The sequence below is a fragment of the Bradyrhizobium sp. LVM 105 genome, from assembly GCF_003957705.1.
Lineage (GTDB): Bacteria > Pseudomonadota > Alphaproteobacteria > Rhizobiales > Xanthobacteraceae > Bradyrhizobium > Bradyrhizobium frederickii.
Genome location: NZ_QZMV01000003.1, coordinates 136,409 through 149,415, shown reverse-complemented (window position 1 = coordinate 149,415; position 13,007 = coordinate 136,409). Strand labels below are relative to the sequence as shown.

Below are 13,007 nucleotides of genomic sequence, written 5' to 3'. Positions count from 1 at the left end.
TGATGAATTACGGGGATGATCGGACGGGCCTGCGCATTCGGGGGAAGCGCGCGCGCTCGTTCTGGACGGGGACGATGCTGATGCTGGGGCTGCTCGCAGCGCCCGGCTGCGTCAACGCCGCCGATGCGCCGGTCGGCGACCAGGCGCCGATCCAGGCGCCGGATCTCGGTGTATCGCCGGTCGCGACGATCGCGTCGGCGAAGACGCGCTTTCTCTCGCTCGGTATCGGCAAATCCGTCGTCATCGACCTGCCCCGCGAGGTCAAGGACGTGCTGGTGGCCGATCCCAAGATCGCCAATGCGGTGATCCGCTCGGCCCAGCGCGCCTATATCATCGGTGGCCAGGTCGGCCAGACCAACGTCGTTTTCTTCGCCGCCGACGGCCAGCAGGTCGCCTCCTACGACATCGCGGTGAAGCGCGATCTCAACGGCATGCGCACGGCCCTGCGCCAGTCGCTGCCGGGCGTGCAGATCGAAGGCGTCGGCGACAGCGTGATGCTGACCGGATCGGTGTCGAGCCCGGTCGAGGCGCAGCAGGCCGGCGACGTCGCCGCGAAGCTGGTCGGCGGATCGGACAAGGTCGTCAACAACATCGTCGTGCGCGGCCGCGACCAGGTGATGCTCAAGGTCGTGGTCGGCGAAGTGCGCCGCGACATCGTCAAGCAACTCGGCGTCGACCTCAGCGCCAGCCTGAATGCCGGCACGGCCGTGGTGAATTTCAACAATTCCAACCCGTTCTCGGTCTCGGGCGGACCGATCGTCAGCAGCAACGGGCTCGGCGTCGCCGGCCTCGCCAAGGGCGTTGCCACCGTCAGCGCCACCATGCGCGCGATGGAAAGCGCCGGTGTGATGCGGACGCTCGCCGAACCGAGCCTGACGGCGATCTCGGGCGAATCCGCCACATTCATCGCCGGCGGCGAATTCCCGATCCCCGCAGGCTATTCCTGCGATCCGGTCACCCACGTCTGCACCACCCAGGTCACCTACAAGAAGTTCGGCATTTCCCTGAACTTCACGCCGGTCGTGCTGAGCGAAGGCCGCATCAGCCTGCGCGTGATGACCGAGGTGTCGGAGCTGTCGAATACGAATGCGATCACGTTGACCCAGGCGGTGTCCTCGACCTCGAGCAACTCGATCACCATTCCCTCGGTCCAGACCCGCCGCGCCGAGACCACGCTCGAGATTCCCTCGGGCGGCTCGATGGCGATGGCCGGCCTGATCCAGCAGCAGACCAAGCAGGCGATCAACGGCCTGCCCGGCGTCGACCAGGTGCCGATCATCGGCGCGCTGTTCCGCAGCCAGGACTTCGTCAACAACGAGACCGAGCTGATGGTGATCGTGACGCCCTATGTGGTGCGCGCAGTCGCGCAGAAGGAATTGTCGCGGCCCGACGACGGCTTCGCGCCGGCTTCCGACGCGCAGACGGCGCTGCTCGGCCGCATGAACCGGCTCTATGGCACCACGCGGCGCGTCGATCCGATCAACGGCACGCCCGGCGATTTCGGCTTCATCATCGACTGAGGCGAACGGTTTGGGGACCGGGGCAAGGAACGGGGCAAGAGGGGACCAGGCGATGACGACAACATCTGCCGATCGACGTCGCAGCTTTGGGATCGCGCTGGCACTGGCCGGGCTGTCCGTCATGCTCGGTGCCTGCAATACCACCGGCGACATCGTTACGCAGACGGTGCCGACCGACTACCGCCAGCGCCACCCGATCGCGGTGCAGGAGGGCAGGAAGTCGATCGTGATCTTCGTCGGCAAGGCGCGCGGCGGCCTGTCGGCCGCGCAGCATTCGGACGTCGCCGGCATTGCGCGGGACTGGGTGCGCGAAGGCACCGGCTCCGTCGTCGTCGACGTCCCCGTCGACACCGCGAATTCACGCGCGGCGGCCGCGACCTATCGGGAGATCCGCTCCGTGCTCACATCCGGCGGCGTGCCGTCGCGCGCCATCGTCCAGCATCCCTATCGTCCTGAAGACCCCGGGCTGCTGCCCACCATCCGCCTCAGCTATTCGAAGATCACCGCGGTCGCGGGTCCCTGCGGTCTGTGGCCGGAAGACATCGGTCCCTCCATCCTCGATCCCGGCTACAACGAGAACCGGCCCTATTTCAATTTCGGCTGCGCCAGCCAGCGCAACCTCGCGGCAATGATCGACAACCCCGCCGATCTCGAGCAGCCGCGATCCGAAACGCCGGCCTATACCGCGCGGCGCGACATCGCCTTCGAGCGCTATCGCAAGGGCACCGCGATCGCGACACCCAATCCCGACGCCGACAAGGCCAAGCTCAGCGATACCGGCAAATGACACGGCTCCACGACGAAGATTCGGACGATCCGCTGCACCCCGAGGAACACATCGCGCCGGTTCCTCGCATCTCCGTGCAGGCCTTTTGCGAGACCGAGCAGACGCTCAACGCGGTGACCGCGGCGGGGCAGGACCGCCGACTCGCCAAGGCGCACCTCACCGCCAAGGACGGCGGCCTCGCCGCGGCGATCGAAGTCTATGAATCGATGCCGACGCCGAACGTGATCGTGATCGAATCCGACGGCACGCGCGACATCCTCGAGGGCTTGGACGACCTCGCCGGCGTCTGCGACCCCGGCACCCGCGTGGTCGTGATTGGCAATCCCAACGACACGGCGCCCTATCGCGAGCTGGTGCGCCGCGGCGTCAACGATTATGTGGTCGGACCGGTCGAAACCCTCGACGTCGTCCGCTCGATCTGCAGCCTGTTCTCGGCCTCCGAGGCCATCATCACCGGCCGCGTCATCGCCGTGGTCGGCGCCAAGGGCGGCGTCGGCGCCTCCACGGTCGCGCACAACGTAGCCTGGACCATCGCCCGCGACCTTTCGCTCGATTCGGTCGTGATCGACCTCGACCTCGCCTTCGGCACCGCGGGCCTCGACTACAACCAGGATCCGGTACAGGGAATCGCCAACGCGGTGCTGTCGCAGGACCGGCCGGACACGGCGCTGATGGAGCGTCTGCTCGCCAAATGCACCGAGCGCCTCAGCCTCCTCGCTTCGCCTGCCTCTCTTGACCGCGTCTACGATTTCGGCGCCGAAGCCTTCGACGCCGTGTTCGACACGCTGCGCATGACCACGCCCTGCATCGTGCTCGACGTTCCCCACCAATGGTCCGGCTGGACGCGGCGCGCGCTGGTGAACGCCGACGACATCGTGATCGTCGCCGAGCCCGATCTCGCGAACTTGCGCAACACCAAGAACATGCTGAGCGTGCTGAAAGCGGCACGACCGAACGACCGGCCGCCGCTGTACTGCCTCAACCAGGTCGGCATGCACAAGCGCGCGGAGATCGACGTCAAGGCCTTCGCCAAGACCATGGAGAGCCAGCCGATCGCGGTGATCCCGTTCGATTCGAAGCTGTTCTCGACCGCGGCCAATAACGGCCAGATGATCGCGGAGGTCGCCAAGAACCACCGCACCACCGCGCTGTTTCAGAACATGGCGAACCGCCTCGCCGGCCGCGGCGAGGTGAAGAAGCCGAAGCGCTCGCTGCTCGAGCCGCTGCTGAAGAAGCTGAAAGGCCGATCGGGCCGCCCATCGGCCCCGCACCGCAAGGCATCGTAATCGCGATAGCGTTTTCGCGTCGCGAGAACGCGACGAGCAAGAATGCGATCGGCTGGCGGTTACTTCTCGGCCCGCTGCTGCTGCTGCTTGGCCAGCATTTGCCGCAGCGCCGTGACTTTGGCCGCCGCCTGGTCCGGCGGCAAATCTGCCTTGACCAGGATTTCAGCCTCGGCCTGACGGCCTTGCAATCCCAGCACGAGCGCGAGGTTGGCGCGGATCCGCAAATCGTTCTGATTGCGCTGATGGGCGCGGCCGAGCACCTGTTCGGCGCGCGGCAAATTGTTCTGCAGCATGTAGGACAGGCCGAGATTGGACAGGACCTGCGGCTCGTCGGGCACGATCTTCAGGGCGCTCGCGTAATATTGCTGCGCTTCCTCGTTGCGGCCGAGCTGATCGAGCGCCGCGCCTTGCGCCGACAGGATGCGCCAGTCGGGATCCTCGGGCGAATGCGCGCGGCTGAGGACGTCGAAGGCCTGCTGGAAATTGCCGCTGTCGGCGAGCGCGCGGCCATAGCCGGCGAGCAGCGCCTTGTTGCTGGGATGGGCGAGCACGGCCTGCTCCAGCACTGCGACCGCCTGCGCGCGCTGGCCGCTGTCGCGCAGCGCCTTGCCGTACTCGAGCGCAATGGCGGGATTGCCGGGCTTGGCGCGGTAACGCTCGCGCAGCGCGTCCATGTCCGTTCTGGGATCGGCCTTGACAGCGGTTTCCGATCGGACGCCGAGCGCGCCGGTCACATCCTCGATGCCGGCGGTCTGGCAGCCGCCGAGGACGAGCACCAGGAGTGCGGGAAACAGCAATCTCGCCGGCGGAAAGGCGAGGGACGAACGCGTGGACATACTCTGATCACTCGGCAACTGATCAGAGATGCTTACCGATTAACGCTAAAGTCCCGTTAAGGACGCGGGCCCTTGCGTCTCAATCGACGAATTCAGCGCCGAACTCGCAGCCGATGCGCCAGCGCAGCCGGCATTGCCGGGAATAGTCCGGCGCGAAGATGATGGTGAATTGCGGCGGCACTTCCAGAAATTCCGCCACCACTTTCACACCACCATCCGAAATATCGGTAATCGTGCAGTCCCGCGGCAGCGAGCCCGCGCCAAAATGGATCTTGGCGAGGCGGCTGCACACCCGACGTTCGCTTCTCCGGCGATTTGCAAGCATTTGAACTGTTCACCCGTTAGACCACGGCCCATCCCGCAGCCCTAGGAGTAGCGGACATTCGTTGGAATGTGCTGAGGACAGAAGCTGGCATTCGAGGCGTAGTGTCGGCTCGGCGTTTACGATCGGTTAGGGCTTGTCCGCCCCTGTGGGATGTTCTTGTATTGTTCTTGCGAAAAGAGCTACGCTCTGCTACCCCTAATTGTGCGAAAGGGGCAGGCTGGTTTGAGCATGGTTCAGCGGGTTTCCACCGTCGCGTTTGAGGGGATCGAGGCCCGCGCGGTCGACGTGCAGGTCCAGGTTGCCCCTGGGCTGCCGGCCTTCGCCATCGTCGGCCTGCCGGACAAGGCGGTGTCGGAGGCGCGCGAGCGGGTGCGCTCGGCGCTGATCGCTTCGGGGCTGGCGCTGCCGGCGCGCCGGATCATCGTCAATCTGGCGCCGGCCGACCTGCCCAAGGAGGGCAGCCATTACGACCTGCCGATTGCGCTCGGCCTGATGGCGGCGATCGGGGCGATCCCGCCTGATGCGCTGACCGGCTTCACCGTTCTCGGCGAGCTTGGCCTCGACGGCTCGATCGCGCCCGTGGCCGGCGTTCTTCCTGCCGCCATCGGCGCCAATATGCGCGAGGAGGGGCTGATCTGCCCGGCGGCCTGCGGCTCCGAAGCGGCGTGGGCGAGCCCGGACATCCAGATCATCGCAGCACACTCGCTGATCCAGATCGCCAACCACTTCAAGGGCACGCAGGTGCTGTCGCGGCCCTCGCCGAAGGTGCACGAAGCCGCCGCCTCCACGCTCGACCTGCGCGACATCAAGGGCCAGGAAAGCGCCAAGCGGGCGCTGGAGATCGCGGCCGCCGGCGGGCATCATCTGCTCATGATCGGCGCGCCCGGCGCCGGCAAGTCGATGCTGGCCGCGCGGCTGCCCTCGATCCTGCCGCCGCTGTCCCCGGGAGAGCTGCTCGAGGTCTCGATGATCGCCTCCGTTGCCGGCGAGATCGAAGGCGGCGCGCTGACGGCGCGGCGGCCGTTCCGTTCGCCGCATCATTCCGCGAGCATGGCCGCGCTCACCGGCGGCGGCATGCGCGCCAAGCCCGGCGAGATCTCGCTGGCGCATCAGGGCGTGCTGTTCCTCGACGAGCTGCCCGAATTCGATCCGCGCGTGCTGGATTCGCTGCGGCAGCCGCTGGAGAACGGCGAGGTCGCGGTGTCGCGCGCCAATCATCGCATCACCTACCCTGCGCGCTTCATGCTGGTCGCGGCGATGAATCCGTGCCGCTGCGGCAATGCGTTCGAGCCCGGCTATGCCTGCAAGCGCGGCCGCATCGACCGCTGCACCGGCGATTACCAGGCGCGCATCTCGGGCCCGTTGATGGACCGCATCGATCTGCGCATCGAGGTGCCGGCCGTGACCGCGGCCGATCTGATCCTGCCGCCGCCGGCGGAGGGCTCGGTCGAGGTCGCCGCGCGCGTGGCGGCAGCGCGCGACATCCAGCTCGCACGCTATGCCGGTGCCGGCCTGCCCCATGTCCGGACCAATGCCGAGGCGCCCGCGTCGGTGCTGGAGGAGATCGCCAAGCCGGACGCGCAGGGACAAAAACTGCTGCGCGACGCCGCCGAGACCATGCGGCTGTCGGCACGCGGCTATCACCGTGTGCTGCGGGTGGCGCGCACGCTGGCCGACCTCGATCATGCCGACAAGATCGGCCGGCTGCACCTTGCCGAAGCGCTGTCCTATCGCGCACTCGCGGAGGATGTGCGACAGATGGCCTGATGATACCGCGCATCAACCCGGCGGTAACGAGTTTCCTTTACGCTCTGCAAACCATAGGGCCCGCTCATTTCGGCTGCGAGTTCCCCGAGGGCCCGGCGAGTAGAGTGTCATGTTGCGTTTCAAGATCCTTGCCTCGGTTGTTCCCCTGCTGGCGGCTGCGGTGTTTGCCCGCGCCGAGATCGGATCGGTCTCGCATCCCTGCATCGCCGTGGGCGAGATCTCGGTCGAGCTCACCTCGCTGTTCTGGACCGCCGGCATGCATGTCGCCTTCACCGAAGATCCCGCGCGGGCAACGGTCCGGGTCCAGGTCACCGACGACGCTGACGCCGCGGACTTCGCATTGGTCGACGACGGCCTCGGTTCCGAGCCGGAGACCTGTCAGGCCAATCCTTCGAGGCGCCTCGTCTCGATTGCCGCTCAGCCCGTCGATGGCGGCCAGGTGATCTATCTCTCCAGCGAGGGACCGGCGGATTACCGCATCTATGTGCGCTCGAAGTCGGTCTCGCTGCGCGAGGCTGCGGCGCTGATCGTCGGCGCCCACGGCAGTCAGCGCCAGCTCCAGGCCGCTTCGCTCTGAAGCGTTAACACTTCGTCAACCCTGTTTGGAGGCTGGGCCAAAGCCTCAAACTGTTCGCAAGGTCGACGCGACATCGTCGCACACGGCGGCGGGTTTCAGACAAGGATCGGTGACGATGGGTCGGACGTTCCGGATCAAGGTGCGCATGCGCCGTTTCAGGCGACAGCACCCCCGCATCGCCTTCGCGATCCGCTCCTTCATGATCTTCTCGGCGACCTTCGGCGGCGCCTATGGGTTCGTGTCCGGCAGCCGGTCGGATAACTCCGGCTACGATCCCCACACCTTTGCGATCGGCGCGAGCTTCCTGTTCGCGCTCGCCTGCCTCGGGCTTGCGACGCTGAGCATGCGCCTGCGTTTCGTGGGCAAGCGGCTGCGTACACTCGCGGCCCACAACGAGACCCTGATCGACCGCAATTGGGAGCTGAAGGAAGCGGAAGAGCGCGCCCGCAGCCTGTTCGAGCAGCAGGGCGATCTCATCGTGCTGCGCGCGACCGATGGCCGCATCACCTTCGCCAACGAGGCCTATTGCGCGCTCGCGGGACAGACGCGCGACGCGCTGGTCGGCACGCGTTTCGATTTCGACGTGCTGGAGCAGGGCGACAGCGCGCGCGAGAGCAGCGGCACGCGCATCCACGACCAGAAGATCGCGACCCCGCTCGGCGCGCGCTGGATCGCCTGGCGCGAGGGCTATGTCCGCCTCGATGCCGGCCAGCCCGCCGAATTGCAGAGCGTGGGGCGCGACGTTACCGATCGCACCGAAACCGAGCGCGCCTTGTCCGACGCGCGCGACCAGGCCGATGCCGCCAACCGCGCCAAATCGCGCTTCCTCGCAATGGCCTCGCACGAGATCCGCACGCCGCTCAACGGCATCATCGGCATGGGCGGCCTCCTGCTCGACACCAATCTGACGCCGGAGCAGGCGACCTATGCCAAGGCGGTCAAGACCTCGGGCGAAGCCTTGATGGCGCTGATCGAGGAATTGCTCGACTATTCCAAGATCGAGGCCGGCAAGCTCGATCTCCAGCAGCGTCCCTTCGCGCTCTCGACCCTGATCGAGGAGATCTGCGAGCTGCTCGCGCCCCGCGCGCAGGCGAAGTCGCTCGAGATCGCCGCCTATGTCGACGAGCGCCTGCCGCTGGAGGTGGTCGGCGATGCCGCGCGGCTGCGCCAGGTGCTGCTCAACCTCGCCGGCAACGCCATCAAGTTCACCGCAAGCGGTGGCGTCGCGCTGATCGTCGAGCCCGGCATCTGGCCGAACGAGATCAGCTTCCTGGTCCGCGACACCGGCATCGGCATCGCGCCGGAGGCGCAGCAACGCATCTTCCGCGAATTCGAGCAGGCCGACGAGCGCGTCGCCCGCACCCATGGTGGCACCGGGCTCGGCCTTGCCATCAGCGAGCGCATCGTCAAGCGGATGGGCGGCCGCATCACGCTCACCAGCGAGCCGGGCAAAGGCTCGACCTTCGAGGTCGCAGTGCCGCTTCCGGCCTCGCAAGCCGGCGCGGGACAGACGGCCTTTCCGAGCACCGACCTTGCCGGCAAGTCGATCCTCGTCGTCGCCGACGGCATCGAAGCCGCGCTGATCGCGCGACGACTGGAGCGCTGGGGCGGCCAGACCTGCCTGGTTGCGGACGCAGCGGTCGCCGAAGCGCTGCTGCCGGAACGTTCCTGGCACGCAGTGCTGATCGATCGCGCGCTCGGTCCTGCCATGGCCGACCATCTGGGCGAGTTGGCCCGCGCACATGCGCTGCAGCGCCTCGTGCTGCTGACGTCGAGCTCGCGCCATGAAAAGCTGTCGCCGGCCTTCACCGGGTTTCTGATGAAGCCGCTGCGGGCGGCCTCGCTCGCCGCGCGCCTTGCGCTGGCGCCGGAGATCGCCTCGCCGGAGCTTGCGCCGGAACCGATGGTTGAAGCTGCCCATGTTACACCCGCAACGGGCCTCTCGATCCTCGTCGCCGAGGACAACGAGATCAACGCGCTGTTGATGCGCTCGCTGCTGACGAAGCTCGGCCATCGCGTCGTCATCGCCGTCCACGGCGAGGTCGCGCTGGAATCGTGGCTCGCCGCATGGTCGGCCGGTACGCCCTATGATCTCGTGCTGATGGATATCCAGATGCCGCAGCTCGACGGTATCGAGGCGACGAAGCGCATCCGTGCGCATGAGGCGGCCATGGGCAGCCGTCACACACCGATCCTCGCGCTCACCGCCAATACGCTGGTGGAGGATCGCAATGCCTGCTTCGAGGCGGGCATGACCGGATTTCTGATCAAGCCGCTCGATCGCGACAAGCTCGACGAAGCGCTTGCTGAGCTCGCGGCATCACCGCGGCTGCCGGTCTGATCGGGAACCTCGCGGGAACCCGGTCGGGCCGACAATCGAGAATTGAAATCGACCGCGTTACGCGTCACCATCCTCGGGGGCATTTGCCATAGAGGATTTAGCGCATGAATGTGCTTTGCCGCCTCGCATTGATTGTTGTTCTCGCCGGTTTCTCCCGGCACGCCGCAGCCGATACCCCTGAGCTCATCGCCTCGCTCAAGCAAGGCGGCTTTGTCCTGATCTTTCGGCACACCGCCACCGACGACGGCCAAAAGGATATCTACCCGTTCAAGTTCGACGATATGAGCGCCCAGCGTCAGCTCAGCGACAAGGGCAGGGAGATGGCGCGCCAGATCGGGGCGGCGGTCAAGGAGTTCGCGATCCCGATTGGCGAGGTCTACACCAGCCGGCTGAACCGCGCGATCGAGGCCGGCAAGCTGATCTCCGGCCGCGAGGTCAAGCCGGTCGATGCCTTGACGGACAGCAGCAATGCCAGTGCGTCGGGAATGGCAAACCCGACCGGCGCCAATGCAAAGGCCGGACAGGCCGTACGTCAGCTCGTCGATGCGCCGCCGAAGGCAGGCGCCAACACGTTTCTGGTCACGCACAAGACCAACATCGCCGATGCCTTTGGCAAGGAGGCCGGTGACGTCCAGGAAGGCGAGGCCTTCGTTTACAAGGCCGGCGGCTCCGGCCCCGCCACCTTCGCAGGACGCATCAAGATCGCGGATTGGACTGCGAAGACCGGCCAGTGACAGGCCGCATCGGATCCGGCCGCCGGCACGACGGAGGCGTGGCGAGACTTGCCGCTCCGCCACGATCCTGTGCTACCAAAGTGCCGTGAGGCGCGACTGGAGCCCGGCGACACGTGAGAACATCGGAACACCGCTCATTCCTCGTCTGGCTCGGCCTCATCACCCTCGCGTTCGGCTGGCTGCTTTGGCCGTTCTCCGGTGCATTGCTATGGGCCACGCTGCTGGCGATCATCTTCGCGCCCGTCTATCGCCGTTTCCTGGAAGGGTTTCCGGAATGGCGCAACCTTGCCGCGCTTTCCACCGTCATCGTGGTGGTCGTCTTGGTCCTGATCCCGGTCGGGATCGTGATCGCTTCGCTCGTCGACCAGGGCGGCGAGCTATATCAGCGCGTTCAGGCCGGCGAGATCAATCTGGCTCATCCGCTGCAGCAACTGAAGGCCGCGCTGCCGGACTGGGCCGTCTCCATCTCAGGTCGCCTGGCCGGGATTGATCTCTCGGCCCTGAAGGAACGCCTGTCGAGCCTGGTGGTCCCGGCCGGCCAGCAGCTGGCCGGGCATGCGATCAACATCGGCCAGCTGACGCTGGAGTTCGTCGCGAGCCTGCTCGTGATGCTGTACCTGCTGTTCTTTTTCCTGCGCGACGGTGACGAGCTGAGCCTGCGCATCCGCGACGCGCTACCGCTGCGCGCGGGCCAAACCGCCGAGATCCTGGATGCCTTCACATTGGCGGTTCGCGGGACGATCAAGGGGATCATCCTGGTTGCGCTGATCCAAGGCGCGCTTGGCGGGCTGATTTTCTGGCTGCTCGGCCTGACTGCGCCGCTGCTGGCCGGCGCCATCATGGCGCTGCTGTCGCTTCTTCCGGTGCTGGGCTCCGCCCTGGTCTGGGTTCCCGCCGGCCTCTATCTGCTGCTGGCAGGCGCCGTGACGAAGGGAATCATCCTGCTCGCTTTCGGGACGTTCGTGATCGGCCTCGCGGACAATTTTCTCCGCCCGATCCTGGTCGGCCAGTCGATCCAGATGCCGAGCTATCTCGTGCTGCTGGCGACGCTCGGCGGCCTTGCGACCTTCGGAGCCAACGGTTTCGTCATCGGCCCGCTCGTCGCCGCAATGTTCCTGACGACGTGGCACATCTACGCCGGCTCGAAAGAACGACAGAAGGTCCGGGAATGAACTGTCACAGCGTAGGCAGCGAACCGCGGCGCGGAGAGCTTATCCGGCTTCACCGGGGTTGGCTTGAAGACCGTATCCGCCTGGGCGGCGCGCTTGCAATGAGGGCACACGAAGAGATGCGCGATGATCGGAACCGGCTCGTCCGCGAGCAGTTCTGAGCGGAACCATTTCATCTCGATATGGCAGTCCGGGCAGCTCGGCGCTTCAAGCAACTCGGCAGCACTTCTGAGACGGTCAACCATGGCGTCCTCGCGTTTCGTACGCTCATAGTCGAATACCTTTTGCCGGTCTGCAACAAAAGACACTCTGCCCGGACGAACCAGGAGCTCGGCAACCGGCGCGATTACAGCCGTCGCAACGCCACGCTCTCCACCGTATGGTCGGCGCCCTTCTTGAGGATCAGCGTCGCGCGGGGCCGGGTCGGCAGGATGTTGTCCTCGAGATTGGCGAGGTTGGTGCGTTCCCAGATCGCGATGGCGGTGGCGGTGGCTTCCTCGTCCGACAGCAGCGCGTAGCGGTTGAAGTAGGATTTCGGGTTGGTGAACGCGGTGTCGCGGAGCGCCAGGAAGCGCTTGATGTACCATTGCCGCAGCGCCGCCTCGTCGGCGTCGATATAGACCGAGAAGTCGAAGAAGTCGGAGACCACAGGCACCGCCTTGCCGTCGCGCGGCAGCTTGCCGGTCTGCAGCACGTTGACGCCCTCGACGATCAGGATGTCGGGCTGATCGACCTCGGCCCACTGGTTCGGCACGATGTCGTAGGTCAGATGCGAATAGACCGGCGCACGCACATGACCGCGACCGGACTTGATATCGGAGAGGAAGCTGAGCAGCAGCGGCAGGTCGTAGCTCTCAGGGAAACCCTTCTTCTGCATGATGCCCTGCCGATCGAGCACGGCGTTGGGATAGAGAAACCCGTCGGTGGTGATCAGCTCGACCTTCGGGCGCGGCGACCAGCGCGCCAGCAGGGCCTGGAGCACGCGGGCCGTGGTGGACTTCCCGACGGCGACCGAACCGGCGACGCCGATGATGTAGGGCACCTTGCGGTCGCGGATGTTGAGGAACTGGCGCTCGGCGTAATACAGGCGCTGCATCGCATCGACGTAGATCGAGAGCAGGCGCGACAGCGGCAGGTAAATGTCCTCGACTTCCTGCAGGTCAAGGCGATCGTGCAGCGAACGCAGCCGGTCGAACTCGCCCGGCTCCAGCGTCATCGGCGTGTCGTCACGCAGGCGCGCCCATTCTTCGCGCGTATAGACCCGGTAGGGATTATACTGCTGCTCGGGTGCGCGGATATCCATGACGCCGCCTTTCCGTTGCTTCGATCAATCGCGCTTGCGCGACGCCTTTTCTTCCAACCCTGACATCGAAGTGCGCTTACCCAGCGCCGCCTCGACCTCTTCCAGCTTTATGCCGCGCGCCTTCAGAAGCACAAGGAAATGATAGAGCAGGTCGGCACTTTCAGCGACCAGATGCGCGCGATCGTTTTCGACTGCTGCGATTACGGTTTCGATTGCCTCTTCACCGAACTTCTTGGCGCAATGCTCGACGCCCTTGTCGAGCAGCTTGCGGGTATAGGACGCCTCGCCGCCATCCGCCGCACGGACGTCGATGGTCTCGGCCAGGTCATGGATCGTGAAACGCGGCATCGGATTACTCGGAA

13 protein-coding genes are annotated in these 13,007 nt (G+C 66.0%); 8 read left to right on the top strand and 5 right to left on the bottom strand.

From position 1 onward, the window contains the following. Nucleotides 1–2: 2 nt before the first annotated feature. Genes D6B98_RS10310 through D6B98_RS10300 form a run of 3 tightly spaced genes read left to right on the top strand, consistent with a single transcriptional unit; the run spans nt 3 to nt 3,593 of the window. The gene (locus tag D6B98_RS10310) at nt 3–1,520 is read left to right on the top strand and encodes a type II and III secretion system protein family protein (protein ID WP_126257274.1); all 1,518 of its coding nucleotides are present in this window, start codon (nt 3–5) and stop codon (nt 1,518–1,520) included. Between the two features lie 52 nt (nt 1,521–1,572). After that, complete coding sequence (locus tag D6B98_RS10305) at nt 1,573–2,307, top strand: CpaD family pilus assembly protein (protein WP_126256898.1); 735 nt, start codon at nt 1,573–1,575, stop codon at nt 2,305–2,307. Continuing rightward, complete coding sequence (locus tag D6B98_RS10300) at nt 2,304–3,593, top strand: CpaE/TadZ family protein (protein ID WP_126256897.1); 1,290 nt, start codon at nt 2,304–2,306, stop codon at nt 3,591–3,593. Before D6B98_RS10305 ends, D6B98_RS10300 begins: the two co-directional genes overlap by 4 nt. A 59-nt stretch (nt 3,594–3,652) precedes the next feature. Here the strand turns inward: D6B98_RS10300 and D6B98_RS10295 are convergent, their stop codons facing one another. Together D6B98_RS10295 and D6B98_RS10290 are read right to left on the bottom strand one after the other, a co-directional pair. Beyond that, nucleotides 3,653–4,429, bottom strand: a complete 777-nt coding sequence (locus D6B98_RS10295) for a tetratricopeptide repeat protein (RefSeq protein WP_126256896.1) — start codon at nt 4,427–4,429, stop codon at nt 3,653–3,655. A 79-nt stretch (nt 4,430–4,508) separates the two neighbouring features. Next, the gene (locus D6B98_RS10290; RefSeq protein WP_018644993.1) at nt 4,509–4,754 is read right to left on the bottom strand and encodes a PilZ domain-containing protein; all 246 of its coding nucleotides are present in this window, start codon (nt 4,752–4,754) and stop codon (nt 4,509–4,511) included. A 228-nt stretch (nt 4,755–4,982) separates the two neighbouring features. Between D6B98_RS10290 and D6B98_RS10285 the strand changes: the two genes are divergently transcribed. The 5 genes from D6B98_RS10285 to D6B98_RS10265 all read left to right on the top strand — a co-directional run bounded on the left by D6B98_RS10285 (nt 4,983) and on the right by D6B98_RS10265 (nt 11,345). Continuing rightward, complete coding sequence (locus tag D6B98_RS10285; protein WP_126256895.1) at nt 4,983–6,521, top strand: YifB family Mg chelatase-like AAA ATPase; 1,539 nt, start codon at nt 4,983–4,985, stop codon at nt 6,519–6,521. Between the two features lie 109 nt (nt 6,522–6,630). Then, entirely contained in the window at nt 6,631–7,098 is a 468-nt protein-coding gene (locus D6B98_RS10280) for a hypothetical protein (RefSeq protein WP_126256894.1), read from the top strand. A gap of 115 nt (nt 7,099–7,213) precedes the next feature. Beyond that, nucleotides 7,214–9,439, top strand: coding sequence for an ATP-binding protein (locus tag D6B98_RS10275; RefSeq protein ID WP_164718510.1), 2,226 nt, complete (start codon nt 7,214–7,216; stop codon nt 9,437–9,439). Nucleotides 9,440–9,543: 104 nt separating this feature from the next. Further along, nucleotides 9,544–10,173 carry a histidine phosphatase family protein gene (locus D6B98_RS10270; protein ID WP_126256892.1) on the top strand — a complete coding sequence of 210 codons (630 nt, stop codon included), beginning with the start codon at nt 9,544–9,546 and terminating at the stop codon, nt 10,171–10,173. A 113-nt stretch (nt 10,174–10,286) separates the two neighbouring features. Continuing rightward, a complete protein-coding gene (locus D6B98_RS10265) occupies nt 10,287–11,345 on the top strand; it encodes an AI-2E family transporter (RefSeq protein ID WP_126256891.1) in 1,059 nt (352 codons plus the stop codon). Here the strand turns inward: D6B98_RS10265 and D6B98_RS10260 are convergent. The 3 genes from D6B98_RS10260 to D6B98_RS10250 form a co-directional block, all read right to left on the bottom strand. Next, nucleotides 11,306–11,587 carry a hypothetical protein gene (locus tag D6B98_RS10260; protein ID WP_126256890.1) on the bottom strand — a complete coding sequence of 94 codons (282 nt, stop codon included), beginning with the start codon at nt 11,585–11,587 and terminating at the stop codon, nt 11,306–11,308. The two genes, D6B98_RS10265 and D6B98_RS10260, sit on opposite strands and share 40 nt — an antisense overlap. 101 nt (nt 11,588–11,688) lie before the next feature. Next, entirely contained in the window at nt 11,689–12,645 is a 957-nt protein-coding gene (coaA, locus tag D6B98_RS10255) for a type I pantothenate kinase (protein WP_126256889.1), read from the bottom strand. Nucleotides 12,646–12,669: 24 nt separating this feature from the next. Continuing rightward, nucleotides 12,670–12,993, bottom strand: a complete 324-nt coding sequence (locus D6B98_RS10250) for a phosphoribosyl-ATP diphosphatase (RefSeq protein WP_126256888.1) — start codon at nt 12,991–12,993, stop codon at nt 12,670–12,672. Nucleotides 12,994–13,007: the final 14 nt, after the last annotated feature.

Excerpts from the sequence above, each read along its gene's own strand:
- D6B98_RS10310 (WP_126257274.1), top strand. The coding sequence starts at position 3 with ATGAATTACGGGGATGATCGGACGGGCCTGCGCATTCGGGGGAAGCGC.
- D6B98_RS10305 (WP_126256898.1), top strand. The coding sequence starts at position 1,573 with ATGACGACAACATCTGCCGATCGACGTCGCAGCTTTGGGATCGCGCTG.
- D6B98_RS10300 (WP_126256897.1), top strand. The coding sequence starts at position 2,304 with ATGACACGGCTCCACGACGAAGATTCGGACGATCCGCTGCACCCCGAG.
- D6B98_RS10295 (WP_126256896.1), bottom strand. The coding sequence starts at position 4,429 with ATGTCCACGCGTTCGTCCCTCGCCTTTCCGCCGGCGAGATTGCTGTTT.
- D6B98_RS10290 (WP_018644993.1), bottom strand. The coding sequence starts at position 4,754 with ATGCTTGCAAATCGCCGGAGAAGCGAACGTCGGGTGTGCAGCCGCCTC.
- D6B98_RS10285 (WP_126256895.1), top strand. The coding sequence starts at position 4,983 with ATGGTTCAGCGGGTTTCCACCGTCGCGTTTGAGGGGATCGAGGCCCGC.
- D6B98_RS10280 (WP_126256894.1), top strand. The coding sequence starts at position 6,631 with ATGTTGCGTTTCAAGATCCTTGCCTCGGTTGTTCCCCTGCTGGCGGCT.
- D6B98_RS10275 (WP_164718510.1), top strand. The coding sequence starts at position 7,214 with ATGGGTCGGACGTTCCGGATCAAGGTGCGCATGCGCCGTTTCAGGCGA.
- D6B98_RS10270 (WP_126256892.1), top strand. The coding sequence starts at position 9,544 with ATGAATGTGCTTTGCCGCCTCGCATTGATTGTTGTTCTCGCCGGTTTC.
- D6B98_RS10260 (WP_126256890.1), bottom strand. The coding sequence starts at position 11,587 with ATGGTTGACCGTCTCAGAAGTGCTGCCGAGTTGCTTGAAGCGCCGAGC.
- coaA (WP_126256889.1), bottom strand. The coding sequence starts at position 12,645 with ATGGATATCCGCGCACCCGAGCAGCAGTATAATCCCTACCGGGTCTAT.
- D6B98_RS10250 (WP_126256888.1), bottom strand. The coding sequence starts at position 12,993 with ATGCCGCGTTTCACGATCCATGACCTGGCCGAGACCATCGACGTCCGT.